Consider the following 24,259-nt stretch of genomic DNA (forward strand, 5'->3'; position numbering starts at 1 on the left):
TCACCTTAACGCGGTGTGTCGGCCCCGATCTCCAGTGTGTCGACGAGGGCGGGGAGACCGACGGCAGCAGTGGTGCGCCAGGCATGGTCGACCTGATCGCTCAGATCGGTCTCGCGTGGATCGATCTGCACCACCGGTACGCCGTGACTGCGTGCGAGCGACGGCAGGCCGGCCGCCGGGTAGACGACACCCGAGGTGCCGACGACGAGCAGCAGGTCGGCATCACGCAGGGACTCGGTCGCGGTCTCCCACGGTTCCTGCGGCAACATCTCGCCGAACCACACGACGCCCGGCCGCCCGTCGCCTCCGCATGCGGGGCACGACGGCGGATCGAGACGAGCGACGGGATCCTCCGGCGGATCGGGAAGGTCGACGGCGCGCTCGCACCTGCTGCAGCGTGGGGCGAACAGGCTTCCGTGCAGATGGGTGACCTCGGAGCTTCCGGCCCGCTCGTGGAGGTCGTCGACGTTCTGCGTCACGATCTGCACGTGGGCCGCCCGTGCCCAGTTGGCGAGCGCCAGGTGTCCGGCATTGGGCTGCACCCGGCGGACGAGCGCGACCCGCCACTGGTACCAGGCCCAGACCGTAGCCGGATCGTCCGCCCACGCCTCCGGTGTGGCGAGCGCGGTGGCGTCGAAGTTCTCCCACAACCCGGTCTGCGCGTCGCGGAAGGTGGGGACACCGCTCTCGGCGGACATCCCGGCACCGGTGAGGACGGCGACGCGGCGGGCCGAGCGGGCGAGGTCGAGGACGGGAGCCGGCACGTTCATGTGGCCAGGTTAGGTGCTCGGGTCAGGAGGGATCCGGGATCGGGTGCTCCCTGCCGCATCGCGGGCACGGCTCCTCCTCGGAGGTGAGCATCGCTCCGCAGTCGGGGCAGAGGAGATGGAGCCAGCAGACCGGGTCGCCGCCGAGGTCGTCGTCGTGGTCCTTCTCGCGGTCGTGACTCATGAGAGCCCCTTACGCCGCCTGCCGGACGAGCGCAAAGATGTCGTTCGGCGACGCGGTATCTGAATCGATTCCGAAGTGTTCTGAATCGGTACACACCGTCGATCGGTACACGCGGAACGAATCTGTTTGCACACCGCCTTCTTTCGCTTCGGAGGCCGTTTCCCGGCCCGTTCCCGGGACCGTTTCCGATCGTCCTCCACGCTCTTGCTCACCGGAGGAAAATGGCATTTGTGAGGTGAGCTGCCTCACAAACTTGCGCCATCTTGCTGTTCGGACTCGATTCAGATGATTTCACCAGGTTGCGAGGTCACGGGAGGGCACGGTAGGTCTGCTTAAGCCTTTCAGTGCATGACGGGCCGTCACATGGCCTTCGATAACGCATCTTTCGCCGCCGATCGCGGCACGACGCGCACTTTCATCGACGCAGGAGTCAAGAATTGAGTACCGAAGGATCGAACACGGGGAGCGGAGCGCACCGCCGTCCGACCGTCGGCGTGGTTCGTGAGACGAACGACGGGGAACGGCGGGTCGCGCTCGTACCGAAGATCGTGCCCTCCTTGATCGGCAAGGGGCTCGACGTCGTCGTCGAGTCCGGTGCCGGCCAGGGCGCGCTCATTCCGGATGCGGCTTACAAGGAAGCCGGCGCGACCGTCGGCGACGCCTGGTCCGCCGACATCGTCGTCAAGGTCGCTCCGCCGAGCGACGCCGAGATCGCACGCCTGAAGTCCGGTCAGCGCCTGATCGGCTTCCTCGCCCCGCGCAACGCCGACAACCAGATCGGCTCCCTGACGCAGGCCGGTGTCGAGGCGTACGCCGTCGAGGCCATTCCTCGTATCTCCCGCGCGCAGGTCATGGATGCCCTGTCGTCGCAGGCGAACGTCGCCGGTTACAAGGCCGTGCTGGTCGCGGCGAGCGAATCCACGCGCTTCTTCCCGATGCTCACCACCGCCGCAGGCACCGTGAAGCCGGCGACCGTGCTGGTGCTCGGTGTGGGCGTCGCGGGTCTGCAGGCGCTCGCCACGGCGAAGCGTCTCGGTGGCCGCACCACCGGATACGACGTGCGTCCCGAGGTCGCCGACCAGGTCCGGTCGGTCGGTGCCCAGTGGCTCGACCTCGGCATCGACGCCGCCGGTGAGGGTGGCTACGCACGCGAGCTCACCGAGGCCGAGCGGGCCCAGCAGCAGCAGGCGCTCGAAGACGCCATCAAGGGCTTCGACGTCGTCATCACCACCGCGCTCGTGCCGGGCCGCCCGGCGCCGCGCCTGGTGACCGCCGCCGCGGTCGAAGGGATGAAGCCGGGTTCGGTGATCGTCGACCTCGCCGGCGAGACCGGTGGCAACTGCGAACTCACCGAGCCGGGGCAGACCGTCGTCAAGCACGACGTCACCATCTGCTCGCCGCTCAACCTGCCCGCGACGATGCCGGAGCATGCCTCCGAGCTCTACTCGAAGAACGTGTACGCGCTGATCGAGCTGCTGCTCGACGAGTCCGGTGCCCTGGCCCCGGACTTCTCGGACGAGATCCTCGCGGCTGCCTGCGTGACGCGTTCGAAGGAGAACTCCTAGATGTACAACGAACTACTCGCGAACATCGCGATTCTGGTCCTGGCCGGATTCGTCGGTTTCGCCGTCATCTCCAAGGTGCCGAACACGCTGCACACGCCGCTGATGTCGGGCACCAACGCGATCCACGGCATCGTCGTGCTCGGCGCACTCGTCGTGCTCGGTCATCTCCCCGGTGATGCCCACTGGGGCATCAAGATCATCCTGTTCGTCGCTCTGGTCTTCGGCACCCTGAACGTCGTCGGTGGCTTCGTCGTCACCGACCGCATGCTCGGGATGTTCAAGCAGCGCAAGGACTCCCCGGCTGCACAGAAGAAGGGGGCTGACGCCTGATGGGCTACCTCGTCTCGGTCCTGTACATCATCGCCTTCGCGATGTTCATCTACGGTCTGTCGGGTCTGACGGGCCCGAAGACCGCAGTGCGCGGCAACTACATCGCCGCCGTCGGTATGTTCATCGCGGTCGTCGCGGTGCTCATCGACATTCGTGACACGGAGAACTGGGGTCTGATCATCGGCGGTCTGGCCGTCGGCATCATCCTCGGCGTCCCGCCGGCACTGAAGACCAAGATGACGGCGATGCCGCAGCTGGTCGCGCTGTTCAACGGCGTCGGTGGTGGCACCGTCGCACTCATCGCGTGGGCCGAATATCTCGAGTCCACCAGCTTCACGACGCTCGACGACGACCCGACCGTGGTCATGATCGTCGGTTCGCTGTTCGCCGCGATCATCGGTTCGATCTCGTTCTGGGGTTCGCTCGTCGCCTTCGCGAAGCTGCAGGAACTGCTGAACAAGAATCTCGAGCGCAAGCTCGTCGCGTCGGCGAAGCTGTTCCAGCTCGCCAACATCGTGCTCGTCCTCGCGTCGATCGCCATCGCCGTCTACATCGGCATCAGCGCCGACGGTGAGCCGCTGGCCTCGTGGTGGATCCTAGCGCTGCTCGTCGCCGCCGGCCTGATGGGTCTGTTCGTCGTGCTGCCGATCGGTGGCGCCGACATGCCCGTCGTCATCTCGCTGCTCAACGCCCTGACGGGTCTGTCGGCAGCAGCTGCCGGTCTCGCACTGAACAATCAGGCCATGATCGTCGCGGGCATGATCGTCGGTGCTTCGGGCACCATCTTGACCAACCTCATGGCCAAGGCCATGAACCGGTCGATCCCCGCGATCGTCTTCGGCGCCTTCGGTGGCGGCGAGGCGGCCGCCGGTGTGGCCTCGGCGTCGGGTGGCACGGTCAAGGCCACCTCGGCCTCGGACGCCGCCATCCAGATGGCATACGCCAACCAGGTCATCGTCGTTCCCGGCTACGGTCTGGCCGTCGCCCAGGCGCAGCACGCCGTCAAGGAGATGGCGGCGCTGCTCGAGGACCGCGGTGTCGAGGTCAAGTACGCGATCCACCCGGTCGCCGGTCGTATGCCCGGCCACATGAACGTCCTGCTCGCCGAGGCCGACGTCGAATACGACGCGATGAAGGAGATGGACGACATCAACGGCGAGTTCGGCCGCACCGATGTCACCATCGTCATCGGCGCGAACGACGTCACCAACCCGGCTGCCCGCCTGGACTCGACGAGCCCGATCTACGGCATGCCGATCCTCAACGTCGACCAGTCGAAGTCGGTCATCGTGCTCAAGCGCTCGATGAGCTCCGGTTACGCCGGTATCGACAACCCGCTGTTCACCGCCGACAACACGTCGATGCTGTTCGGTGACGCGAAGAAGATGGTCTCGGAGGTCACCGAGGAACTGAAGGCCCTGTAGGCCTTCCGGACCTGTCGCTGCTCCCTTACGGCGCCCACGCGGATCACCGCGTGGGCGCCGTCGGCGTCAGGGCGGCCACGCTCACCTAGTTGTCGGCAACGAGCATGGGCACGGGATCGCCGAGGAAAGCGCCGATCGTCGCGAGTGCCCGTCCCGCCTGCTCCCCGTCGACGAGCCGATGATCGAACGACAGCGACAACGTGACCACTTTGCGGATCGCAAGAGCACCGTCCACCACCCACGGGCGATCGGAGATCGCACCGACGGCGAGGATCGCCGACTCGCCGGGATTGAGGATCGGTGTTCCCCCGTCCACCCCGAACACCCCGACGTTCGTCACCGAGACCGTCGAACCCGTCAGCTCGGACGGCGTGGAGCGACCCGTCCGCGCGCGGTCGGCGACCTCGGCGATCGACCGGGCCAGGTGCGGCAACGACAGGCGCTGGGCCTCCCGGACCACCGGGACCTTCAGGCCGTCGGAGGTCGCGGTGGCGATCCCGAGATGCACGTCGTGATGGAGCACGATCTCACCTGCGTCGTCGTCCCAGTGCGCGTTGAGCGACGGTTCGGCCGCGATCGCGTGCAACAGCGCGCGGGAGACGATGCTCAGCGCCGTCGGACGGACGCCTTCGAAGGCCGGCGACGCGCGCAGGGTCGACACCAGATCGACGGTGGCAGTCGCGTCGCACGTGAGGAAGACACTCGCGTGCGGGGCGGTGAAGGCGCTGCGGGAGACGGCCTCGGCGGTCCTCTTGCGCACCCCTCCTACGGGTATCCGCGTGGTCCTCTCGGGGGAGGGCGCACGGGCGGGTGGGCGTGATTGTCCGGCGGTGGGTTCCTCGCCGTGCCCGGCGGTGGTTTCCTCGCCGTGCCCGGCGGTGGGTTCTTCGCCGTGCCCGGCGGTGCGCCGCACGTCGTCGCGTGTGATCACCCCACCTCGGCCGGTGCCCGTCACCGTGTCAAGATCCACCTCGAGGAGGGCTGCGAGTTTGCGTGCGCCGGGCTTCGCGTCGGGTCGTGCAGGTGGGGTGTCGCCGTCGCTGTCCCGCCCGGTGTCCGCCGAGGTACGGCGGGTCGCGCGCCTGCTCTGCGGGGCGTCGCCGGGGCCGTAACCGACGAGCACCGACGGTCGGGACGGGACGCCGCTGTCACCGGTCGGTTCGGCGGGTCCGTCCTCGGTGACGATCCGCAGCAGAGGTGCCCCGACCGGCACCGTCTGCCCTGGTTCGACCAGCAGTTCCTCGACCGTGCCGGCATAGGGCGACGGCAGTTCCACCGTGGCCTTGGCGGTTTCGACCTCCCCGATGACCTGGTTGAGTTCGACGCGATCGCCGACCGCGACGGCCCACTGCACCCAGTCCGCTTCGGTGAGTCCCTCACCGAGATCCGGGAGACGGAATTCCTGTACTGCACGTGTGGGATTCGTCATCGCTGCGCCTCACGCTGCGAGTGCGCGGTCGACCGCATCGAGGATGCGATCCGGGTCGGGACGGTGATGGGATTCGAGTTTGGCCGGAGGATAGGGGATGTCGAATCCGCCGACCCGCAGGACCGGTGCCTCGAGCTGGTAGAAGCACCGCTCGGTCGTGCGGGCGGCGATCTCGGCGCCGATGCCGCAGAAGACCGGCGCCTCCTGCACGACGACGAGTCGGCCGGTCCGTCGCACCGAGGCCTCGATCGTGTCGAAGTCGATGGGGGACAGCGACCTCAGATCGACGACCTCGAGCGAATGCCCTTCCGTCTCGGCGATCTCGGCTGCGCGCAACGCCGTGCCGACCAGCGCACCGAAGGTCACGACCGTCGCGTCGGAACCGGACCGGACGACCCGCGCGGATGTGAGCGGGAGGTCGGGGGCGGTGTCCGTGTCGACCTCACCGCGTTCCCAGTAGCGGTGCTTCGGCTCGAGGTAGATCACCGGATCGTCGAGTGCGACGGCCTGCTGGATCATCCAGTACGCGTCGGACGGAGTGCTCGGGCTCACGACCCGCAGACCCGCGGTGTGGGTGAAGTACACCTCCGGTGATTCCGAATGGTGTTCGACCGCACCGATGCCGCCGCCGTAGGGGATCCGGACGGTCAACGGGGCCACCACGGCACCGGCGGTGCGGTAGTGGATCTTCGCGACCTGCGAGACGATCTGGTCGAAGGCCGGGTAGACGAAGCCGTCGAACTGGATCTCGCACACGGGCCGATAGCCGCGCAGCGCCATTCCGAAGGCCGTTCCCACGATCCCGGATTCGGCGAGGGGAGTGTCGATCACGCGACCCTCACCGAAATCCTTCTGCAGGGTGTCGGTGATACGGAAGACGCCGCCGAGGGTGCCGACGTCCTCACCCATGATGACGACCTTGGGGTCGCGTTCGAGTGCGCGGCGGAGTCCGGCGTTGAGGGCACTGCCGAGGGTCATCGTCGTGGTGGTCATCGTCGCGCCTCCTCCGTGGGGCCGAAACTCGCCAGGTACTCGGCGTAGTCCGCACGTTCCTGTTCGACGAGCGGATGCTCGGTGGCGTAGACGTGGTCGAACAGGGCAGCGGGTTCGGGGTCGGGCATCCCGAGTGTGCCGCGCCGGAGCCGCATCGCCGTGTCGTCGGCGGCCGTCCGGACCTCGTCGAAGAAGTCGTCGTCGGCGTGCCCTTCGCGTTCGAGCAATCGTCGCAACCGATCGATGGGATCGCGTGCCTTCCACTCCTCGAGATCGGCGGGTGTTCGGTAGCGGGTGGGGTCGTCGGAGGTCGTGTGCGGACCCATACGGTAGGTGAGGGCCTCGATGAAGAACGGGCCGGCACCCTCGCGGGCATGCCGGACGGCACGCCGAGTCACCGCCAGGACCGCGAGGACGTCGTTGCCGTCGACCTGCACGGCCGGCATCCCGAATCCGGCAGCGCGCCCTGCGAGGGGGACAGGGCTCTGCACGTGGGTGGGCGCGCTGATCGCCCAGTGGTTGTTCTGGCAGATGAACACCACGCCGACGCCCCAGCTGACGGAGAAGACCATCGCCTCCGAGATGTCGCCCTGGCTCGTGGCGCCGTCTCCGAAGTACACGACGGTGGCGATCTCGGCTCCGTCGAGCTTCGCGCCCATCGCGTAACCGGTGGCGTGCAGGCCCTGGGCTCCGACGACGATCGCGGGGTTGGTGGTGGCGACCGTCTTCGGATCCCATCCGGACAGTCCGCACCCACGCCACAGGCGTGTCATGTCGGCGGGATCGACACCGCGGCACAACGCGACGGCGTGCTCGCGGTAGCTGGTGAAGACGTAGTCGTCGGGCGCGAGTGCCCGGGCGGAGCCGACCTGCGCGGCCTCCTGGCCCTGGAGCGGCGCCCAGAGGCCGAGTTCACCCTGCCGTTGAAGAGCCGTCGCCTCAGCGTCGACGCGTCGCGCGACGACCATGTCGCGGTAGAGCCCGCGCAGTTCGTCGGGGCCGACATCGGCGACGAGTGGGCCGTACTCGGTGTCGAGGACGCGTCGCCCGTCGGGTTGGATCAATTGGACCGGATAGGCGGTCGGTACAACCATCGGATCACCTCGTCGGTGCGGATCCGGCGTGCCCTCGTGAGGCCCGACCGGATGATGTGTGCCGTACATCACATCATCCGGGCAAATCGCGCGTGCGCAATCGATCAGCCTGCAACCGTGCAGAAAGCACGGTTTCGGGGTGTTCGGAGCTGGCAGACTGCGAAGAATGACCAGTCTGGATGCCACCGATGCGCGTCTGCTGCTCGAACTCACGCGCACACCGCGGGCCACAGGAGTCGAGCTGGCGCAGCGTCTCGGGTTGTCCCGCAACACCGTCCAGGCGCGCCTTGCCCGATGGGAAGCAGAGGGTGTGCTCGCCTCGTTCGACCGGCGGGTGGATCCCGTCAGCCTGGGGTATCCGCTCGCCGCCTACGTGGCCACCCGCGTCGATCAGCACCGTCTCGACGAGGTCGTCGACGAACTCGCACAGATCCCCGAGGTCACCGAGGTCTACGGGTTGACGGGGCAGATCGACCTGTCGGTGAAGGTGGTCGCCCGCGACGCCGACGACCTCTATCGGCTCGCGGGCCGGATCCTGAAGATCCGCGGTGTCGAACGCACGGACATGTCGCTGGTCATGCAGGACCTCGTCCCGCAGCGCACGGCTCCGCTGCTGGCCCGGGCGGCCGGGCGCAGCGGAGACGAGGCCTAGAGCACTAGCGGCCCGCGTTCGGGGTGGCCAACTGGGCGGCGGCCTTGCGGATCTGATCGGGGATCGGGACGGGGCGGCGCGTCTGCGGATCGACGTAGACGTGGACGAACCGGCCGGTCGCCGCGGGGATCAGGGTGTCGTCGGCTTCCCGGAAGATTGCGAGCGAATAGGTGATCGACTGTGTGCCCAGGCGTTCGACCGCCAGCCCGACCTGCAGGCGGTCGGGGAAGGACAGTTCGGCGAGATAGCGGCAGGAGGTCTCGGCCACGACCCCGATCGCGTCGAGTTCGCGGATGTCGACACCGGTGGTGGAGATGAGCCACCCGTTGACCGCCGAGTCGAAGTACGAGTAGTACGTGACGTTGTTGACGTGGCCGTAATGGTCGTTGTCGGCCCAACGCGTCTGCATGGGCCACAACACCGGGAACTGCTCCGGCTCAGGCGGGGCGGCTGGGCTCGTCGGTTGGCGGTTGCTCACGTCTCGACGATAGTGCTCTCCGCACGTCAAATCAGACCAACCCCCACGCCAATTCCGAACCGAGACGCAAAACCCTCGAATCGGACGTGCACAGGGCGTGTCCGCCTGCCGGGGTCGTCCCGGCACGCACGGCGTGTCGCCCCAAAGCCGGAACGGCGTGTGCCGTTCGTGTCAGGATCGGGTCATGTCCGATACCCCCGTTCTTCTCTCCACCGTCGAACTCGCCGAGATGATCGAGCAGGGCAGATCGCCGGTGATACTCGACGTCCGCTGGGCACTCGGCGACAGGCACGGACGGGACCGATTCCACGAGGGGCACATCAGCGGCGCGGTCTACGTCGACCTGGACGAGGATCTCGCGGCTCCGCCCGCACCCGAACTCGGTCGTCATCCGCTGCCCGACATCGACCGTTTCCAGGCCACCGCACGCCGGTGGGGGATCGACGACGGTGCTCTCGTCGTCGCATACGACGACAGCGGCGATCTCGCCGCGGCCCGCGCGTGGTGGCTGTTGCGCTGGGCCGGGCACACCGAGGTGCGGCTGCTCGACGGCGGACTGCAGGCGTGGATCGCCGGCGGGCACCCTCTCGCCGCAGGACCGGGTGGTGAGAAGAAGCCCGGCAACGTGACGTTGAGCCCCGGCCACATGCCCACGATCGGTCCCGACGAGGCCGCGACCTACGCGACCCACGGAGTTCTGCTCGATGCGCGCGCCCACGCGCGGTACCGCGGCGACGAGGAGCCGGTGGACCGCCGGGCGGGCCACATCCCCGGGGCGGTCAGCGCGCCGACCACCGAGAACCTCCGTCAGGACGGGTCGTTCCTGCCCGCGGATCAGATCGCGTACCGTTTCTCGAAGCTGGGCGTGAAGCGCACCGACGTCGCCGTGTACTGCGGATCGGGAATCAACGCCGCACACGAGATCGCTGCGCTGGAGATCGCGGGCATCGGCGCCGCCCTGTATCCGGGCTCGTGGTCGCAGTGGTCGGCGGACCCGAAGCGGGAGGTTGCTACCGGCAGCTGAGCGGCGATCCGCCGGAGCCGGCCGTGAATGGGACACCCCGAAGTATCTCGGAGAAATGCCCGGTAAATTCACGCAAATGAAACATTTCGCCCGAGGCCGTACGGCGATCACGGTAGGTGCCGCAGTCCTGGCGACCCTGCTCGCCGCACCGACCGGATCGGCCGCGCCGGTGCCGGCCGATCCGGGACCGTCCCACTGCGTATCCGCCGCTCCCCAGGCCGAGATCGTCGCGCTGACCGATCCTGCGGGAATCGACACCTTCGACGACGCCCGCACCCGGATCGCCGCGCTGCGCGACCTCCTCACCCGCAGCGACGACTATCGCGGCACGTTCGTCCTCGCCTTCGACGAGATCCTCGAACTCACCGGCCCGACCCTCGACTCCGGGATCTACGACGATCCGGAATGGGCGTCCGCGCTTGCCGTCGAAGTGGTGCGTCTCTACCTGGCGAATCTGCACGAGTACGTGACCGGCGGGTCGCCGGCGGCGCACTGGGCGGACGCGCTCGCGCTCACCGAACAGTGCGACCGCAGCCCCGGTCGCGTGTTGCTCGGCGCGATCGTCGCGCACCTGGTGATCGACTTTCCGGAAGCGCTCGTGACCATCGGATCGACGCCTGGGCACACGCGCGATTTCTACACCTTCGGTGAAGCACTCGTCGATGCTGCGCCCATGATCGTCGAGGAGTTCGAGGTGGTCTACGGCGTCGACCTCGGCCCGTTCTTCACCGGCTGGTTCGTCGGCGACCTGGTGGGCGACACCGAGACCACCACGTTCATGTTCCAGTCGGCACGAACGGCCGCGTGGATCAACAACTTCGGTCTGCAGAATCCCGCCACGCACGACATCACCCGCGTCGAGATGAACGTCGCGGTCGAGGCCGCCACCGTGGTGCTCGACGGTCTCGAGCAGGGCAGGATCGTCTGACGGCTGGGTCGTCCTCGGTTCCCTCCGTTCAGGAACGGGAGTACTCCGACGCGCGACGCACCTGCTCGCGCGTCGGGGTCACTCCCGTATAGAGCTCGAACTGCAACGCGGCCTGCAGCGCGATGACCTCGTCGCCTGTGATCACCGGGATGTCGTGCTCGCGGGCGAATCGGACGAGCGGGGTGTCCGGCGGAACGGCCACGACGTCGAAGACCGTCGACGCTGCGGCCACGAAGTCGTGGGGGAGCGGCAGGTCGTCCGATTCGGCGCCGCCCGCCATCCCGATCGGAGTGGCGTTGACGATCAGCCCGGGTGCGACGTCGCTCGTGTCGGCGCGCCATTCGTAGCCGTACTTGCGTGCGAGCGGTCGTCCGGTGTCCCCGTTGCGCGCGACGATCGTCCCGTCGGTGAATCCGTTGTGGCGCAGCGCCGCTGTCACCGCCTTCGCCATGCCGCCGCTGCCCACCACCGTGACCGGCAGGGCGGAGTCGACGCCGTGCTCGACAAGCAGGTCGCTCACCGCCTGATAGTCGGTGTTGTAGGCGTGCAGGACGCCGTCGTCGTTGACGATCGTGTTCACGGACTCGATGGCCCGCGCCGAATCGTGCAGCACGTCGACGAGGGGCAGCACGGCTTCCTTGAACGGCATCGACACTCCCGCGCCGCGGATGCCCAGGCCGCGTATCCCCGCCACGGCGTCCTCGATGTTCGCGGGCGCGAACGCCTTGTAGACGAAGTCGAGACCGAGTTCCTCGTAGAGATGGTTGTGGAACCGGGTGCCGATGTTGCTGGGGCGGCCGGACATCGAGATGCACAGCCGGGTGTCCTTGGAGATGCGCTCGAGCATTTCCTCACCGTAGTCCCGACACACACGGAAACATCGATGTTCTCGGACGAGCATGCTGTTCTCGCAATGAAGAATGAGATACTGTCCGATGCATGGGAGACGATCTGGGTGCAGGTGGACTGAGATTCGAACGGGAAGGCGCGATCGGCTGGTGCATCATCGACCGGCCCGCAGCACGCAACGCGTTCACCCCGGCGATGTACTACGGGCTCAAACGTGCGGTGCGACTGGTCAATTCCGACCCCGACCTCGCAGCCCTCGTCATCACCGGTGTCGACGACGTCTTCGCGCCCGGCGGTGATCTCGGCGGTCGCGCCGAACCCGGCGACGATCTGCCCGAGGGCCTCTCGGGAGTGGACGTCGTCCCGTTCCTCACCATCCGCGACAGTCGCGCCCCCGTCATCTCCGCCGTCAACGGCATCTGCCAGGCCGGGGGACTGCTGGTCGCGATGATGTCCGACATCGCGGTCGCCAGCGAACGCGCGACCTTCCGTGTCCCCGAACTCCTCCGGGGCATCCCCGACGCGACCTTCGCCGCCGCGCTGCCCGCGCACGTCGGTCTCGCCGCCGCCCGCGACCTGCTGTTGTCGGCGCGGGTCTTCGACGCCCACGAGGCGCAGCGCCTGGGTGTCATCTCCCGCGTCGTCCCGCACGAACACCTGCGCGAGGCCGCACTCGAGGCCGCCCGGCAAGTTCTGCGCACCGCACCCATCGCGCGCGCCCAGGTCAAGCGCATGCTCAACGAGCGCTACGGACAGTTCGACTACCAGACGATGTTCGGGGCACTCGAGACCTCACCCGAACCCCGCGAAGGGATGCGGGCGTTCATGGAGAAGCGCGAACCCGACTGGATCCCGCGCAACCTCCCCGCCTGAGCGGTGTCACGGGCACGACTCCGCCGCGCCGGTGTCACTGGCACGACTCCGTCGCGCCGATGTCACGGGCACGACTCCGCCGCGCCCACCAAGGCGCGGTGGTCGTCGACCGTGATCGGCAACGCATAGCGCACCGCGACGGTCAGGTACCGGCCGGCGAACCAGCAGCGGTAACCGGGAGCCGGTGGCAGCCACTGCGCCGGTGTGCCGTCGCGCTTGTCGAGGTTGGCCTGCCCGTCGACGGCGACGAGGTTGTAGGTGATGTCGTTCGCGAACCGGCGCCGACGTTCGGCGGGCCATGCGGCGGCACCGAGATCCCAGGCCGCGGCGAGCGGATAGATGTGATCGATGTGCACGGCGTTCGCCTCGGCACGCCGGAACTCCACGCGCGCCCCGGTATACGGATCGTTCAGGACCCCACTCGTCACGACACAGTCGTCGCTACCGGCGCGGAAGGTGGGAGAGGCGAGGTCGCGCGCGAGGACGTTGTTGCGGGTGTCGCAACCGTCGTGCCCGCCGGCACCGGGGTGGTCGTCGGACCAGGCCGGACCGAACACGCATCGCTCGCCCGGGTCGCAGCCCCGCTGATAGCCGGGCACCTTCCGGCGCTCCTCGACCACCGTCACCTGCTCGAGCAGGACGTGCACCTCGGCTCGGGTGGGGCTGCCCGGTACCGTCCCGGACCCCGGCGCGGTGCGGTCCCACAACCAGGACACCGCCACCGCGACCACCACTGCCGCCACCCACCACGTCGCGTTCCCCCCACGCACGCGGCGATCCTGGCATGCCCTGCCGACAGGATCCTCGGGACAGAGCGATACGGAGCGGAGTGATTCAGGGGAATGTGACGACGATCTTCCCGCCGGCGTGCCCGGACTCGACGAGTTCCAGCGCAGCCCCGGCCTCGGCGAGCGGGAAGCTCCGCGCGATGCGCGGCATGAGGACACCACGCTCGACGAGCGCCACGACCTGCTCGAACACCTCCCGGGTCCGGCACCGCGTGATTCCCGAACCGCCCAGATTCTCCGCGCGTACAGGGTCGGCGACACTCACGACCCGTTCCGGCGCCCGCGTCAGCGCGACCGCCCGCTCGAGTACGTCGCCACCGACGAGGTCGACGACCGCGGTCACCGCCCCGCACCGTTCCGCGGTGGCCGCGACTCGCGCGTCGAACCCGTCGCCGGACTCGATCCACAGTCCGCCGCACGATTCGACGAGATCCCGTTTCCCCGCGCTCGCCACGCCGAGCACGGCGGCACCTGCGGCGTGCGCGAGCTGCGTCGTCGCCGACCCGACGCCACCACCGGCACCCAGGACGAGGACGGTGTCCGCGTCGACGATCTCGAGGTGCTCGACGATGTCGAAGGCCGTGCCGGCCGCGACCGGGAGGGTCGCCGCCACCTCGAACGGCACCGACTCGGGCACGAGCGCGGCAGCCCGCGCGTCGACCAGGGTGTACTCGGCGTAGCCGCCGTAGCCCTCCGCGGTGGCCCCGAAGACGGCGTCGCCCGGCCGGAAGCCGGTGTCCGGACCGGAGGCTTCCACCACACCCGCGACCTCCCGGCCGAGGACCGCCGGGAAGTGCACCGTGACGCTGCCTGTGCGCCGTCCGGACCGCACCTTCCAGTCGGCGGGATTCACGCCCGCTGCCCGGACCGCCACGAGGAGCTGCCCCGGACCGGGCGATGGGACGGGGGTGTCGAACAGCTGCTGTGTCTCCGGACCGCCGTACTCCACGAAGCCGTATGCGCGTGCCATGGGACCCAGCCTGCCATCGGGGTCGGGTGCGGCTGGCACGATAGTGGGCATGTTGCACGGGCTGTGGTCACCGGGATCCGGCCTGATGCTGTGGTGGGACCCCACCGCAGAGCCCGATCCCGACGCGCTGCCGTCTGCGCTGCGCCGGTGGATCGACCGTCCGTTCCGCCATCGCGTCACCCTCACCTTCCCCACGGACACCGAGCCGAGCACGCTGCCCGCCGTCGCGGTCGCACCGGCGGACGCAGCCGAGCTCCTGTTGGACATGCCGCGGCGTCCCGGGGGCGTCGGCGGCGACCTGCGCTATCTCGCGCACGTCGCCCGCGGCATCGAGAGGTGGGCGCAGGCCGGCCGGGTCGCACCGGAGCTCGTGCGTGTCGAGAAGCAGTGGTGGGCGCGGTGGCGACTGCTCGGCGGCGAGAAGACGCGGGCCTGGTCCGCCGAACTGGCGGCCGCGATGTCTCCCGCGCAGCGACAACTCGGACGGCCCGTCGATCTCCTCGACGATCTGTGCCGCGAACTGACCGATCCCATCGTGCGCACCCTCCACGGCTCGTCCACCTCGTTGCACCCTCTCGTCGCGGCGTTGGCCGAGGGCAGTCCCCATCCCCGTGGCACCCAGCGCATGGCCGATGCGCTCGAGGAATGGCGCTCCAGCCTCGCCGGGTACGAACCCGACCTCGTGCTGCGCCTCGTCGAGCCGGACGACGCCGACGACGGGGTCGGAGCCGACTCCATCTGGCGGCTCGAGGTGTGCCTGCGTCCGGAGGGACAGTCCCCGACGCCGTTGCCCGTCGAGGACACCGACCCGCACCTGCTCCAGATCGGCGTGCGCAAGCTCGGGATTGCGCTCCAGGCCTATCCCCGCCTGCAGGACGTGCCCCGCGATCCCGACAGTCTCGACCTTCTGCTGCCCACCCCGGTCGTCGTCGATCTCGTCGAGCACGGCGCCCGAGAGCTCGACGCCGCGGGCATCGCGGTGCTGCTGCCGCGCGCCTGGACCCGGGTCGATCCGTCCCTGCGTCTGCAGGTCGACTCGCCCGTCGCCCCCGTGAGCGCCGACGACAGCGTCGTCGGGATGAGCGCGATCGTCTCGTACGAATGGCAGCTCGCCGTCGGCGACATGTTGCTCACCCAGTCGGAGATGGAAGAGCTCGTCGCGGCCAACAGCGACCTGGTCAAGCTGCGCGGCAAGTGGGTCCGGGCCGACGCCGAGGCGCTGGCCCGCGCCGCCCGGTACGTCACGGCGCATTCCGCCGAGGACGCGACCCTCGGGTCGTTGTTCGCCCAGTTCACCGGCGACGATGCGCCGCCGGCGGAGGTCACCGAGATCTCCGCGTCCGGCTGGGTCGAGATGCTGCTCGACGGGCAGGCCCACCCCGAGTCCGTCCCCGTGCCGACGGGATTGAACGCCGAACTGCGTCCCTACCAGCAGCGCGGCCTCGACTGGCTCGCCTTCATGAGCAGGCTCGGTCTCGGCGCCGTGCTCGCCGACGACATGGGCCTGGGCAAGACCATCCAGGTCCTCGCGTTGCTCGCCCACGAACGCGAGTCGGGCCTGCGGAACGCTCCGACCCTGCTCGTCTGCCCGATGTCGGTGGTGGGCAACTGGCAGCGTGAGGCCGAACGGTTCGTGCCCGACCTGCGGGTGCACGTCCACCACGGTGCCCAGCGGCTGAGCGGACCGGCACTCGCCGCCGCTGCCGCCGACCACGATCTCGTGGTGACGACCTACGCCATCGCTGCCCGCGACGTCGCGCAGCTCGCGACGTCGACCTGGCAACGCGTGGTCCTCGACGAGGCCCAGCACGTGAAGAACACCGCGACCGCGCAGTCTCGCGCCACGCGCGCCGTGCCCGCGGCGCACCGGATCGCGCTCACCGGCACACCGGTGGAGAACCGGCTCGAGGAACTGCGCGCGATCCTGGACTTCGCGAATCCGTCCCTGCTCGGCAGCGCGGCGTCCTTCCGTGCCCGGTTCGCGGTGCCGATCGAGCGCGACCACGACGCCGTCGCCGCGGCGCGGTTGCGGGCGCTGTCCGCACCGTTCGTGATGCGCCGCGTCAAGACCGACCCCGACGTGATCTCCGATCTGCCCGAGAAGTTCGAGCAGACCGTGCGCGCCAACCTCACGGCCGAGCAGGCCGCCCTGTACCGGGCCGTCGTGGACGACATGATGCGCCGGATCCGCGACAAGGAGGGCATGGCCCGCAAGGGTGCGGTGCTCGCGGCGCTGACCCGGCTCAAGCAGGTGTGCAACCACCCCGCACACTATCTGGGCGACGGCTCGCCCGTCCTGCGTCGCGGACGGCACCGCTCGGGCAAACTCGGCCTGGTCGAGGACATCGTCGAGTCGGTGCTGGCCGACGGCGAGAAGGTGTTGCTGTTCACGCAGTTCCGCGAGTTCGGTGAGCTCGTCGTCCCCTATCTCGAGGAGCGGTTCGCGACGACGGTGCCCTTCCTGCACGGGGGAGTGTCCAAGGGTCGGCGCGACGCGATGGTCGACGGCTTCCAGGGTGAGGGCGGACCGCCGATCATGGTGCTCTCGCTCAAGGCGGGTGGCACCGGACTGAACCTCACCGCAGCCAACCACGTCGTGCATCTCGACCGGTGGTGGAATCCGGCGGTGGAGAACCAGGCCACCGACCGCGCGTTCCGGATCGGGCAGCGCCGCGACGTCCAGGTCCGCAAGCTCGTCTGTGTGGGAACGGTGGAGGAGCGTATCGACGAGATGCTCACCGGCAAGCAGGAACTGGCCGAGATCGTGGTCGGGGCGGGGGAGAACTGGATCACCGAGCTGTCCACCGATCAGCTGCACTCCCTGCTCACCCTCGGCGACGACGCGGTGGGGGACTAGATGGCACGGGGCAACGTACGCCGCTACGGCACGGCCCGCCGGATCGACGGCGGCATCGAGGCGCGCACCAAGCGGGGCGCGATCGGTCGCAGCTGGTGGTCGAAGGAACTGATCTCGGCGATGGAGGAGGTCGCCGAGAAGGGGCGACTGACGCGGGGCCGTGCGTATGCGCGCGCCGGCCAGGTGATCTCCATGCGGCTCGAACCCGGCGCGGCCGTCGGCGACGTGCAGGGCAGTCAGCTCACTCCCTTCACCTCGGCGGTGCGGGTGCGCACGCTCGACGAGGAGGCGGTGGGCGAACTCGTCTCGCTCGTCCGCTCGTCGCCGGGCATGCTGGCGCGACTCGCGGCAGGCATCCTTCCCGAGGAACTCGGATCGGCCCTCCTCCCGCGACGCGCAGGTGAACTCGATTTCGACTGCACCTGCCCCGACGACGGGTGGCCCTGCAAGCACGCCGCGGCCGTCGCCTACCTGCTCGCAGAACACGTCGACGACCAACCGCTCGCGGTTCTGACCCTGCGCGGGGTGGACCTCGCGACGCTGATCGGCGGTGTCGACGATGCGGACGCCGACGACGACGCGGCCGCGGCGCAGGACTTCTACGGCGACGACACCGAGTTGCCCGAGCTGCCCACGGAACGGTTCCGTCCCGCGCTCGAGGACCTCGATCCGATGCTGTTGCGCCGCGCGTTGCGGGCCGGCGGAACCGACGAAGCCGTGGTCATCCGGGGGATCACCGACCTCGAGGATCTCTACCGCCGCATGCGCTGACCTCGGTCGGTCGTCGGTGGTTGTGCCGTCCGTCCCCGGGGTATGCCGCCCGTGAAGGTGACGGCTCCGGTCGCGCCACCGACAGCACATGCCACGAGTGGAGGATTCATGCGGACACCGGAAGCATCGTCGACAGCGCGGGAGAACGCCGAACGTGCGGTCGAGGCGGTCCAGGACGAGGCCGACACCTATCGGAACGGGGAGGATCGGCCCCTCGGCGGATATGCGGTGCTCATGTCCGTGTACCTCACCACCGTCGGCACGCTCGGCGCCGTCGCGGCCGAGCGCGGGCGGCCGATGCCGAGGCCCGATGCCGGCGATCTCGTGGTGACCGCGCTCGCAAGCCACAAGATCTCCCGGATCGTGAGCAAGGCGGCGGTGACCAGCCCCGTCCGCGCACCGTTCACGAAGTTCGACGGCCCCGGTGGTCCGGCCGAGGTGATGGAGCAGCCCCGCAAGTCGTCGCGGGTCCGTCACGCCGTCGGGGAACTGCTGGCGTGCCCCTTCTGCCTCGACCTGTGGACCGTGACGGCGCTGGTCTTCGGCCGTGTCTACGCTCCGAATCTCACGCGTCTGGTGGCGGGGTCGTTCGCGGCGTTGACCGGAGCCGACTTCCTGCACCTGGCGTACGCGAAGGCGCAGCAGATCGCCGAGGGCTGATCGACCTCTCGTCAGGGGTGCCGGCCGATCCGGTTCGGTGTGACGGTAGACATACGTGGACTTCCAACTATAGGATGGGCGAAGACTTCGGGCCTTCGCCCGTTCGCGCCGAAAATCGCACATCCCACGTCATCGCACACCAGTAAAGGACGGGATCGGACATGAGCGTTCGAGAATTGACCCACTTCGTCGGCGGACAGCACGTCGCCGGCACCTCCGGCCGCTTCGCCGACGTCTTCGCCCCCAACACCGGAGAGGTCCAGGCCCGCGTGCCGCTCGCGGCCGACTCCGAGGTCGACGCCGTCATCGCCAACGCCGCCGAGGCGCAGAAGGTGTGGGCGTCCTGGAATCCTCAGAAGCGCGTGCGCGTGCTCATGAAGTTCGTGTACCTGGTGCAGGAGAACATGGACGAGCTCGCCCACCTGCTGTCGAGCGAGCACGGCAAGACCGTCCCCGACGCGAAGGGCGACATCCAGCGCGGCCTCGAGGTGATCGAGGTCGCCATCGGCGCCCCGCATCTCCTCAAGGGTGAGTACACCGAGTCCGCAGGCGGCGGAATCGACGTGTACTCGATGCGTCAGCCCCTCGGTGTCGTCGCCGGGATCACCCCGTTCAACTTCCCGGCCATGATCCCGCTGTGGAAGGCCGGCCCGGCGCTCGCTGCCGGAAACGCGTTCGTGCTCAAGCCTTCCGAGCGCGACCCCTCCGTGCCGCTCCGTCTGGCCGAGCTGTTCCTCGAGGCCGGCCTGCCCGCCGGTGTGTTCAACGTCGTCAACGGCGACAAGAGCGCCGTCGACTACCTGCTCAACGACCCGCGCATCAAGGCGATCGGCTTCGTCGGTTCGACCCCCATCGCGCAGTACATCTACGAGACGGCCGCGAAGAACGGCAAGCGCGCACAGTGCTTCGGTGGTGCGAAGAACCACGCGATCGTCATGCCCGACGCCGACCTCGACCAGGTCGCGGACGCACTCGTCGGCGCCGCCTACGGCTCGGCCGGTGAGCGCTGCATGGCGCTGTCCGTGGCTGTCCCCGTGGGCGAGGAGACCGCGGATCGCCTCGTCGCCAAGCTCACCGAGCGCATCGCCGAACTGCGTATCGGCACCAGCTTCGACGAGAAGGCCGACTTCGGTCCGCTCGTGACCGCCGCCGCCCGCGACCGCGTGCACGGCTACATCGCCCAGGGCGTCGAGGAAGGCGCCGAGCTGGTCGTCGACGGCCGCGACTTCGTCCTCGAAGGTCACGAGAACGGCTTCTTCTCCGGCGCAACCCTGTTCGACAAGGTCACCCCCGAGATGTCCATCTACAAGGAGGAGATCTTCGGCCCCGTGCTCACCGTGGTGCGTGCGCGTGACTACGAGGACGCCCTGCGCCTGCCCACAGAGCACGAGTACGGCAACGGCGTCGCGATCTTCACCCGCGACGGCGACACCGCCCGCGACTTCGCGGCCCGCGTCGAGGTCGGCATGGTCGGCATCAACGTCCCGATCCCCGTTCCGATCGCGTACTACACCTTCGGTGGCTGGAAGGCCTCCGGCTTCGGCGACCTCAACCAGCACGGCCCCGACGCCTTCCGCTTCTACACCAAGACCAAGACGGTCACGCAGCGCTGGCCGTCCGGTGTCAAGGAAGGCGACATCGAGGGTGCGCACGTGGCCGACACCGACCACTTCGTCATCCCGACGATGAACTAGGCGGTCCATCGATGTTCGTTCTCACCGACGACGACCGGGCGATCCGCGACACCGCCCGCGACTTCGCCACCGAGTATCTGGTCCCGAACGCGGTCGAATGGGACCAGAGCAAGCACTTCCCCGTGGACGTGCTGCGCAAGGCCGCCGAACTGGGCATGGGCGGGATCTACGTCCGCGAGGACGTGGGCGGATCGGGGCTGCGACGCCTCGACTCCGTCCGCATCTTCGAGGAGCTCGCGAAGGGCTGCCCGTCCATCGCCGCCTACATCTCCATCCACAACATGGTCACGTGGATGATCGACAAGTTCGGCAACGACGACCAGCGCAAGCAGTGGATCCCGAAGCTCTGCACGATGGAGCACCTCGCGAGCTACTGCCTCACCGAGCCGGGCGCCGGATCCGACGCAGCGGCCCTGAGCACCAAGGCCGTTCGTGACGGCGACGAGTACGTGCTCACCGGAGTCAAGCAGTTCATCTCCGGCGCCGGCACGTCCGACGTCTACGTGGTCATGGCCCGCACCGGCGACACCGGCGCCCGCGGCATCTCGGCGTTCATCGTCCCGAAGGACACCCCCGGGCTGTCCTTCGGCGCCAACGAGAAGAAGATGGGCTGGAACGCGCAGCCCACGCGCCAGGTCATCCTCGACGGCGCCCGCGTGCCCGCCGAGAACCTCCTCGGCGCCGAGGGCGGCGGCTTCCGGATCGCCATGCACGGCCTCAACGGCGGCCGCATCAACATCGCCGCGTGCTCGGTGGGCGGCGGCCAGACCGCCCTCGACCGGGCGGTCGCCTACCTCGCCGAGCGCAAGGCATTCGGCGAACGGTTGCTCGACTCGCAGGCGCTGCAGTTCCGCCTCGCCGACATGCGGATCGAACTCGAGGCCGCACGCACGATGCTGTGGCGTGCCGCCGACGCGCTCGACCGCGGCGCCGACGACGTCGTGGAGCTGTGCGCGATGGCCAAGCGCTTCGCGACCGACACCGGTTTCGAGGTCGCGAACGAGGCGCTGCAGTTGCACGGCGGATACGGTTACCTTGCCGAGTACGGGATCGAGAAGATCGTGCGCGACCTGCGCGTGCATCAGATCCTGGAAGGAACCAACGAGATCATGCGGGTGGTCGTCGCGCGGAGCGTGGTGGCTGCAGCGCAGAACGGAGCGGCATGACCGGGCAGGAACCCGAGATCCTCATCGACGTGAAGGACGGCATCGGCCGTATCACGCTCAACCGGCCCAAGGCCATCAACGCGCTCAACCACGCTATGGTCCTCGAGATGTCGAAGGCCCTGAGCGCGTGGGAGAACGACGATTCGGTGCGTGCGGTGCTGGTGCGCGGTGCCGGTGAGCGCGGCCTGTGCGCCGGCGGCGACATCGTCTCGATCTACCACGACGCCAAGGACGGCGGCACGGGGTCGCAGGACTTCTGGCGCGACGAGTACATCCTCAACGCCGCCATCGGTCGCTACCCGAAGCCGTACATCGCGATCATGGACGGCATCGTCATGGGCGGCGGCGTCGGGATCTCGGCGCACGGCAACGTCCGGATCGTCACCGACCGCTCGAGCATCGCGATGCCCGAGACCGGAATCGGATTCGTTCCCGACGTCGGCGGCACCTACCTGCTCTCGCGCACCCCCGGCGAGATCGGCACGCACATCGCGCTGACCACCGGACGGATGAAGGCCGGCGACGCCGTCGCTCTGGGCTTCGCCGACCATTACCTGCCGTCCGAGTCGCTCGACAAGTTCGTCGCCGCACTCGAATCCGGCTCGCTCGAGGACGCGCTCGCCGAGTACTCGCAGCCCGCACCGGAATCGGCGCTGCTCGCGCAGCGCGAGTGGATCGACGCGGCCTACTCCGCCGACACCGTCGAGGAGATCGTCGAACGCCTTCGGGCTTCCGATGTTCCGGAGGCGCGCGAGACCGCCGACCAGGTAATCGCGAAATCGCCTGTCGCGCTGAAGGTGACCCTCCGCTCGCTGCGTCACGCCCGGCAGCTCGGCAGCCTCGAAGAGGTGCTGAACGAGGAGTTCCGGGTCTCGACCGCCTCGCTGAAGTCGCACGATCTCGTCGAGGGCATCCGCGCACAGGTCGTCGACAAGGACCGCAACCCGCAGTGGTCGCCGGCGACCCTCGCCGATGTCACCGAGGCCGACGTCGACGCCTACTTCCAGCCGCTCGGCGATCTCGAACTCGGGCTCGCCGCTCCCAAGGAGAACGACCGATGAGTGAACTTCCCACCGTCGCCTTCCTCGGCCTCGGACACATGGGCGGGCCGATGGCCGCGAACCTCGTCCGCGCCGGGTACACCGTCAACGGTTACGACCCTGTTCCCGCTGCGCAGGAAGAGGCCACGAAGAACGGCATCACCGTCGCCGAGGCCGCGACCGACGCGGTGCGCGGCGCCCAGGTCGTGATCACCATGCTGCCCAACGGCAAGCTCGTCCTCGACCTGTACGACGAGATCCTGCCCGTAGCCGAGGCGAACACGTTGTTCGTCGACAGCTCGACCATCGACGTCGCCGATGCCCGCGCGGCGGCGGAGAAGGCGCAGAAGGCCGGTCACCGTGCCGTCGACGCCCCGGTCTCCGGAGGTGTCGCCGGTGCCGCCGCAGGCACCCTCGCGTTCATGGTCGGCGGCAGCGAGGACGACTTCGTGACCGTGAAGCCTCTGCTCGAGGCCATGGGACGCAAGATCGTCCACTGCGGCGGGTCGGGCAACGGCCAGGCCGCGAAGATCTGCAACAACATGATCCTGGGCATCTCGATGATCGCCATCAGCGAGGCGTTCGTCCTCGGTGAGAAGCTGGGCCTCGACAACCAGGCACTGTTCGACGTCGCGTCCAACGCGTCCGGTCAGTGCTGGGCGCTGACGAGCAACTGCCCGGTGCCGGGTCCCGTCCCGACCACCCCCGCGAACAACGACTACACGCCGGGCTTCGCGGCCGCGCTCATGGACAAGGATCTCGGACTGGCCGCGAACGCGGTGCGGGCCAACGGTGTCGAGGCCGAACTCGGGCTGCGTGCAGCCGAGCTCTACCATCGTTTCAACACTGAGGGTGGTGGAGGACTCGACTTCTCCGCCATCATCACCGACATCCGAGACCGCTCGACCGCGAAGGACAGCCAGTGACCGATTTCGAGACCATCCTGCTCGACCGCAAGGGTCGCGTCGGCATCGTCACCCTCAACCGGCCGAAGGCGCTCAACGCCCTCAACAGCCAGTTGATGCGTGAGGTCGTCGCCGCCGTCGAGGAACTCGACGCGGACGACGAGATCGGTGCGATCCTGCTCACCGGCTCGGAGAAGGCATTCGCCGCCGGCGCCGACATCAAGGAGATGGCTCCGAAGACCTTCGCCGAGGTCTACGCGGAAGACCTGTTCTCGCAGTGGGATCGGCTCTCGTCCGTCCGAAAACCGATCGTCGCTGCGGTGTCGGGCTACGCGCTCGGCGGCGGTTGCGAACTGGCGATGCTGTGCGACTTCATCATCGCGTCCGACACCGCCAAGTTCGGTCAGCCCGAGATCAAGCTCGGCGTCATCCCGGGCATCGGCGGATCGCAGCGTCTCACCCGCGCCGTGGGCAAGGCCAAGGCCATGGACATGTGCCTGACCGGCCGCAACATGGACGCCGAGGAGGCCGAGCGCGCCGGACTCGTCTCGCGCATCGTTCCCGCCGCGGACCTGTTCGACGTGGCGCTCGAGACGGCGACGACCATCGCGTCGATGTCGCTGCCGGTCGCGATCATGGCGAAGGAGGCCGTCAACCGGTCCTTCGAGACGACGCTGGCCGAGGGCGTGAAGTTCGAGCGCCGCGTGTTCCATTCGACGTTCGCCACCGCCGACCAGAAGGAAGGCATGGCGGCCTTCGTCGAGAAGCGCGCGCCGGAGTTCAAGCACGCCTGACCCGCACCACCCGTATACGACGGA

The 24,259-nt window shown here is 68.7% G+C and carries 24 protein-coding genes; 15 read left to right on the forward strand and 9 right to left on the reverse strand.

The genetic code is table 11. The features are described 5' to 3' along the window. Positions 1–5: 5 nt before the first annotated feature. Both C6Y44_RS08360 and C6Y44_RS08365 read right to left on the reverse strand, forming a co-directional pair. Positions 6–770, reverse strand: coding sequence for an SIR2 family NAD-dependent protein deacylase (locus C6Y44_RS08360; protein ID WP_159418727.1), 765 nt, complete (start codon positions 768–770; stop codon positions 6–8). A 22-nt stretch (positions 771–792) separates the two neighbouring features. Continuing rightward, on the reverse strand, positions 793–951 hold the full coding sequence (locus C6Y44_RS08365; protein ID WP_167388354.1) for a hypothetical protein: 159 nt from the start codon (positions 949–951) through the stop codon (positions 793–795). Between the two features lie 437 nt (positions 952–1,388). Between C6Y44_RS08365 and C6Y44_RS08370 the strand changes: the two genes are divergently transcribed. The 3 genes from C6Y44_RS08370 to C6Y44_RS08380 are packed head-to-tail and all read left to right on the forward strand — an operon-like array spanning position 1,389 to position 4,270. Continuing rightward, positions 1,389–2,516 carry a Re/Si-specific NAD(P)(+) transhydrogenase subunit alpha gene (locus C6Y44_RS08370; RefSeq protein ID WP_059383672.1) on the forward strand — a complete coding sequence of 376 codons (1,128 nt, stop codon included), beginning with the start codon at positions 1,389–1,391 and terminating at the stop codon, positions 2,514–2,516. Beyond that, positions 2,517–2,846 carry an NAD(P) transhydrogenase subunit alpha gene (locus tag C6Y44_RS08375; RefSeq protein ID WP_006552916.1) on the forward strand — a complete coding sequence of 110 codons (330 nt, stop codon included), beginning with the start codon at positions 2,517–2,519 and terminating at the stop codon, positions 2,844–2,846. It begins immediately after the preceding gene. Continuing rightward, on the forward strand, positions 2,846–4,270 hold the full coding sequence (locus tag C6Y44_RS08380; RefSeq protein ID WP_120282080.1) for an NAD(P)(+) transhydrogenase (Re/Si-specific) subunit beta: 1,425 nt from the start codon (positions 2,846–2,848) through the stop codon (positions 4,268–4,270). Before C6Y44_RS08375 ends, C6Y44_RS08380 begins: the two co-directional genes overlap by 1 nt. An 85-nt stretch (positions 4,271–4,355) precedes the next feature. Here C6Y44_RS08380 and C6Y44_RS08385 read toward each other — a convergent pair whose 3' ends face one another. From C6Y44_RS08385 to pdhA, 3 genes are read right to left on the reverse strand one after another with little or no spacing between them, the layout of a single operon-like run. Then, positions 4,356–5,699, reverse strand: coding sequence for a dihydrolipoamide acetyltransferase family protein (locus C6Y44_RS08385; protein ID WP_159418726.1), 1,344 nt, complete (start codon positions 5,697–5,699; stop codon positions 4,356–4,358). 9 nt (positions 5,700–5,708) lie between these two features. After that, positions 5,709–6,692 (reverse strand): alpha-ketoacid dehydrogenase subunit beta, encoded by a 984-nt coding sequence (locus tag C6Y44_RS08390; protein ID WP_159418725.1) that lies wholly within the window; start codon positions 6,690–6,692, stop codon positions 5,709–5,711. After that, a complete protein-coding gene (gene pdhA / locus C6Y44_RS08395) occupies positions 6,689–7,786 on the reverse strand; it encodes a pyruvate dehydrogenase (acetyl-transferring) E1 component subunit alpha (RefSeq protein WP_159418724.1) in 1,098 nt (365 codons plus the stop codon). Before pdhA ends, C6Y44_RS08390 begins: the two co-directional genes overlap by 4 nt. Positions 7,787–7,952: 166 nt before the next feature. Here pdhA and C6Y44_RS08400 point away from each other — a divergent pair, with 166 nt between their 5' ends. After that, positions 7,953–8,438: an Lrp/AsnC family transcriptional regulator gene (locus C6Y44_RS08400; RefSeq protein WP_159418723.1), complete on the forward strand. Its 486-nt coding sequence runs from the start codon at positions 7,953–7,955 to the stop codon at positions 8,436–8,438. 4 nt (positions 8,439–8,442) lie between these two features. On the opposite strand, the gene C6Y44_RS08405 is transcribed toward C6Y44_RS08400, so the two are convergent. Beyond that, the gene (locus C6Y44_RS08405) at positions 8,443–8,916 is read right to left on the reverse strand and encodes an acyl-CoA thioesterase (protein WP_024103679.1); all 474 of its coding nucleotides are present in this window, start codon (positions 8,914–8,916) and stop codon (positions 8,443–8,445) included. 184 nt (positions 8,917–9,100) lie between these two features. Between C6Y44_RS08405 and C6Y44_RS08410 the strand changes: the two genes are divergently transcribed. Then, positions 9,101–9,940, forward strand: a complete 840-nt coding sequence (locus C6Y44_RS08410) for a sulfurtransferase (protein WP_120282084.1) — start codon at positions 9,101–9,103, stop codon at positions 9,938–9,940. A 76-nt stretch (positions 9,941–10,016) separates the two neighbouring features. Further along, a complete protein-coding gene (locus tag C6Y44_RS08415; RefSeq protein WP_159418722.1) occupies positions 10,017–10,868 on the forward strand; it encodes a DUF5995 family protein in 852 nt (283 codons plus the stop codon). Between the two features lie 28 nt (positions 10,869–10,896). On the opposite strand, the gene C6Y44_RS08420 is transcribed toward C6Y44_RS08415, so the two are convergent. Then, positions 10,897–11,715, reverse strand: coding sequence for a shikimate 5-dehydrogenase (locus C6Y44_RS08420; RefSeq protein WP_120282086.1), 819 nt, complete (start codon positions 11,713–11,715; stop codon positions 10,897–10,899). A 92-nt stretch (positions 11,716–11,807) separates the two neighbouring features. Between C6Y44_RS08420 and C6Y44_RS08425 the strand changes: the two genes are divergently transcribed. Beyond that, positions 11,808–12,590, forward strand: coding sequence for an enoyl-CoA hydratase/isomerase family protein (locus C6Y44_RS08425; protein ID WP_120282087.1), 783 nt, complete (start codon positions 11,808–11,810; stop codon positions 12,588–12,590). A 62-nt stretch (positions 12,591–12,652) separates the two neighbouring features. Here C6Y44_RS08425 and C6Y44_RS08430 read toward each other — a convergent pair whose 3' ends face one another. Both C6Y44_RS08430 and C6Y44_RS08435 read right to left on the reverse strand, forming a co-directional pair. Continuing rightward, positions 12,653–13,324, reverse strand: a complete 672-nt coding sequence (locus tag C6Y44_RS08430) for an HNH endonuclease family protein (RefSeq protein WP_120284131.1) — start codon at positions 13,322–13,324, stop codon at positions 12,653–12,655. 100 nt (positions 13,325–13,424) lie between these two features. Further along, positions 13,425–14,348: an NADP-dependent oxidoreductase gene (locus C6Y44_RS08435; protein ID WP_159418721.1), complete on the reverse strand. Its 924-nt coding sequence runs from the start codon at positions 14,346–14,348 to the stop codon at positions 13,425–13,427. A 49-nt stretch (positions 14,349–14,397) separates the two neighbouring features. On the opposite strand from C6Y44_RS08435, the gene C6Y44_RS08440 reads away from it, so the two are divergent. The 8 genes from C6Y44_RS08440 to C6Y44_RS08475 all read left to right on the forward strand — a co-directional run bounded on the left by C6Y44_RS08440 (position 14,398) and on the right by C6Y44_RS08475 (position 24,235). Beyond that, complete coding sequence (locus C6Y44_RS08440) at positions 14,398–17,205, forward strand: DEAD/DEAH box helicase (RefSeq protein ID WP_174247059.1); 2,808 nt, start codon at positions 14,398–14,400, stop codon at positions 17,203–17,205. Next, positions 17,206–17,976 carry an SWIM zinc finger family protein gene (locus tag C6Y44_RS08445; RefSeq protein ID WP_120282089.1) on the forward strand — a complete coding sequence of 257 codons (771 nt, stop codon included), beginning with the start codon at positions 17,206–17,208 and terminating at the stop codon, positions 17,974–17,976. A gap of 108 nt (positions 17,977–18,084) precedes the next feature. Beyond that, positions 18,085–18,636: a DUF1360 domain-containing protein gene (locus C6Y44_RS08450; RefSeq protein ID WP_120282090.1), complete on the forward strand. Its 552-nt coding sequence runs from the start codon at positions 18,085–18,087 to the stop codon at positions 18,634–18,636. Positions 18,637–18,797: 161 nt separating this feature from the next. Then, positions 18,798–20,330: a CoA-acylating methylmalonate-semialdehyde dehydrogenase gene (locus C6Y44_RS08455; RefSeq protein ID WP_120282091.1), complete on the forward strand. Its 1,533-nt coding sequence runs from the start codon at positions 18,798–18,800 to the stop codon at positions 20,328–20,330. An 11-nt stretch (positions 20,331–20,341) separates the two neighbouring features. Further along, the gene (locus C6Y44_RS08460; RefSeq protein WP_159418720.1) at positions 20,342–21,496 is read left to right on the forward strand and encodes an isobutyryl-CoA dehydrogenase; all 1,155 of its coding nucleotides are present in this window, start codon (positions 20,342–20,344) and stop codon (positions 21,494–21,496) included. Beyond that, entirely contained in the window at positions 21,493–22,557 is a 1,065-nt protein-coding gene (locus C6Y44_RS08465; RefSeq protein ID WP_159418719.1) for an enoyl-CoA hydratase/isomerase family protein, read from the forward strand. The genes C6Y44_RS08460 and C6Y44_RS08465 overlap by 4 nt, the downstream gene beginning before the upstream one ends. Further along, the gene (gene mmsB, locus C6Y44_RS08470; RefSeq protein WP_159418718.1) at positions 22,554–23,462 is read left to right on the forward strand and encodes a 3-hydroxyisobutyrate dehydrogenase; all 909 of its coding nucleotides are present in this window, start codon (positions 22,554–22,556) and stop codon (positions 23,460–23,462) included. Before C6Y44_RS08465 ends, mmsB begins: the two co-directional genes overlap by 4 nt. Beyond that, positions 23,459–24,235: an enoyl-CoA hydratase gene (locus tag C6Y44_RS08475; RefSeq protein WP_060654796.1), complete on the forward strand. Its 777-nt coding sequence runs from the start codon at positions 23,459–23,461 to the stop codon at positions 24,233–24,235. The genes mmsB and C6Y44_RS08475 overlap by 4 nt, the downstream gene beginning before the upstream one ends. Positions 24,236–24,259 lie beyond the last annotated feature (24 nt).

This window comes from Rhodococcus rhodochrous (assembly GCF_014854695.1).
In the GTDB taxonomy this organism is placed as follows: Bacteria; Actinomycetota; Actinomycetes; order Mycobacteriales; family Mycobacteriaceae; genus Rhodococcus.

Coding starts and splice junctions, on each gene's coding strand:
- C6Y44_RS08435 (WP_159418721.1), bottom strand. CDS start 14,348: ATGGCACGCGCATACGGCTTCGTGGAGTACGGCGGTCCGGAGACACAG.
- C6Y44_RS08445 (WP_120282089.1), top strand. CDS start 17,206: ATGGCACGGGGCAACGTACGCCGCTACGGCACGGCCCGCCGGATCGAC.
- C6Y44_RS08450 (WP_120282090.1), top strand. CDS start 18,085: ATGCGGACACCGGAAGCATCGTCGACAGCGCGGGAGAACGCCGAACGT.
- mmsB (WP_159418718.1), top strand. CDS start 22,554: ATGAGTGAACTTCCCACCGTCGCCTTCCTCGGCCTCGGACACATGGGC.
- C6Y44_RS08440 (WP_174247059.1), top strand. CDS start 14,398: ATGTTGCACGGGCTGTGGTCACCGGGATCCGGCCTGATGCTGTGGTGG.
- C6Y44_RS08360 (WP_159418727.1), bottom strand. CDS start 770: ATGAACGTGCCGGCTCCCGTCCTCGACCTCGCCCGCTCGGCCCGCCGC.
- C6Y44_RS08465 (WP_159418719.1), top strand. CDS start 21,493: ATGACCGGGCAGGAACCCGAGATCCTCATCGACGTGAAGGACGGCATC.
- C6Y44_RS08420 (WP_120282086.1), bottom strand. CDS start 11,715: ATGCTCGAGCGCATCTCCAAGGACACCCGGCTGTGCATCTCGATGTCC.
- C6Y44_RS08410 (WP_120282084.1), top strand. CDS start 9,101: ATGTCCGATACCCCCGTTCTTCTCTCCACCGTCGAACTCGCCGAGATG.
- pdhA (WP_159418724.1), bottom strand. CDS start 7,786: ATGGTTGTACCGACCGCCTATCCGGTCCAATTGATCCAACCCGACGGG.
- C6Y44_RS08460 (WP_159418720.1), top strand. CDS start 20,342: ATGTTCGTTCTCACCGACGACGACCGGGCGATCCGCGACACCGCCCGC.
- C6Y44_RS08415 (WP_159418722.1), top strand. CDS start 10,017: ATGAAACATTTCGCCCGAGGCCGTACGGCGATCACGGTAGGTGCCGCA.
- C6Y44_RS08385 (WP_159418726.1), bottom strand. CDS start 5,699: ATGACGAATCCCACACGTGCAGTACAGGAATTCCGTCTCCCGGATCTC.
- C6Y44_RS08380 (WP_120282080.1), top strand. CDS start 2,846: ATGGGCTACCTCGTCTCGGTCCTGTACATCATCGCCTTCGCGATGTTC.
- C6Y44_RS08455 (WP_120282091.1), top strand. CDS start 18,798: ATGAGCGTTCGAGAATTGACCCACTTCGTCGGCGGACAGCACGTCGCC.
- C6Y44_RS08400 (WP_159418723.1), top strand. CDS start 7,953: ATGACCAGTCTGGATGCCACCGATGCGCGTCTGCTGCTCGAACTCACG.
- C6Y44_RS08365 (WP_167388354.1), bottom strand. CDS start 951: ATGAGTCACGACCGCGAGAAGGACCACGACGACGACCTCGGCGGCGAC.
- C6Y44_RS08425 (WP_120282087.1), top strand. CDS start 11,808: ATGGGAGACGATCTGGGTGCAGGTGGACTGAGATTCGAACGGGAAGGC.
- C6Y44_RS08375 (WP_006552916.1), top strand. CDS start 2,517: ATGTACAACGAACTACTCGCGAACATCGCGATTCTGGTCCTGGCCGGA.
- C6Y44_RS08390 (WP_159418725.1), bottom strand. CDS start 6,692: ATGACCACCACGACGATGACCCTCGGCAGTGCCCTCAACGCCGGACTC.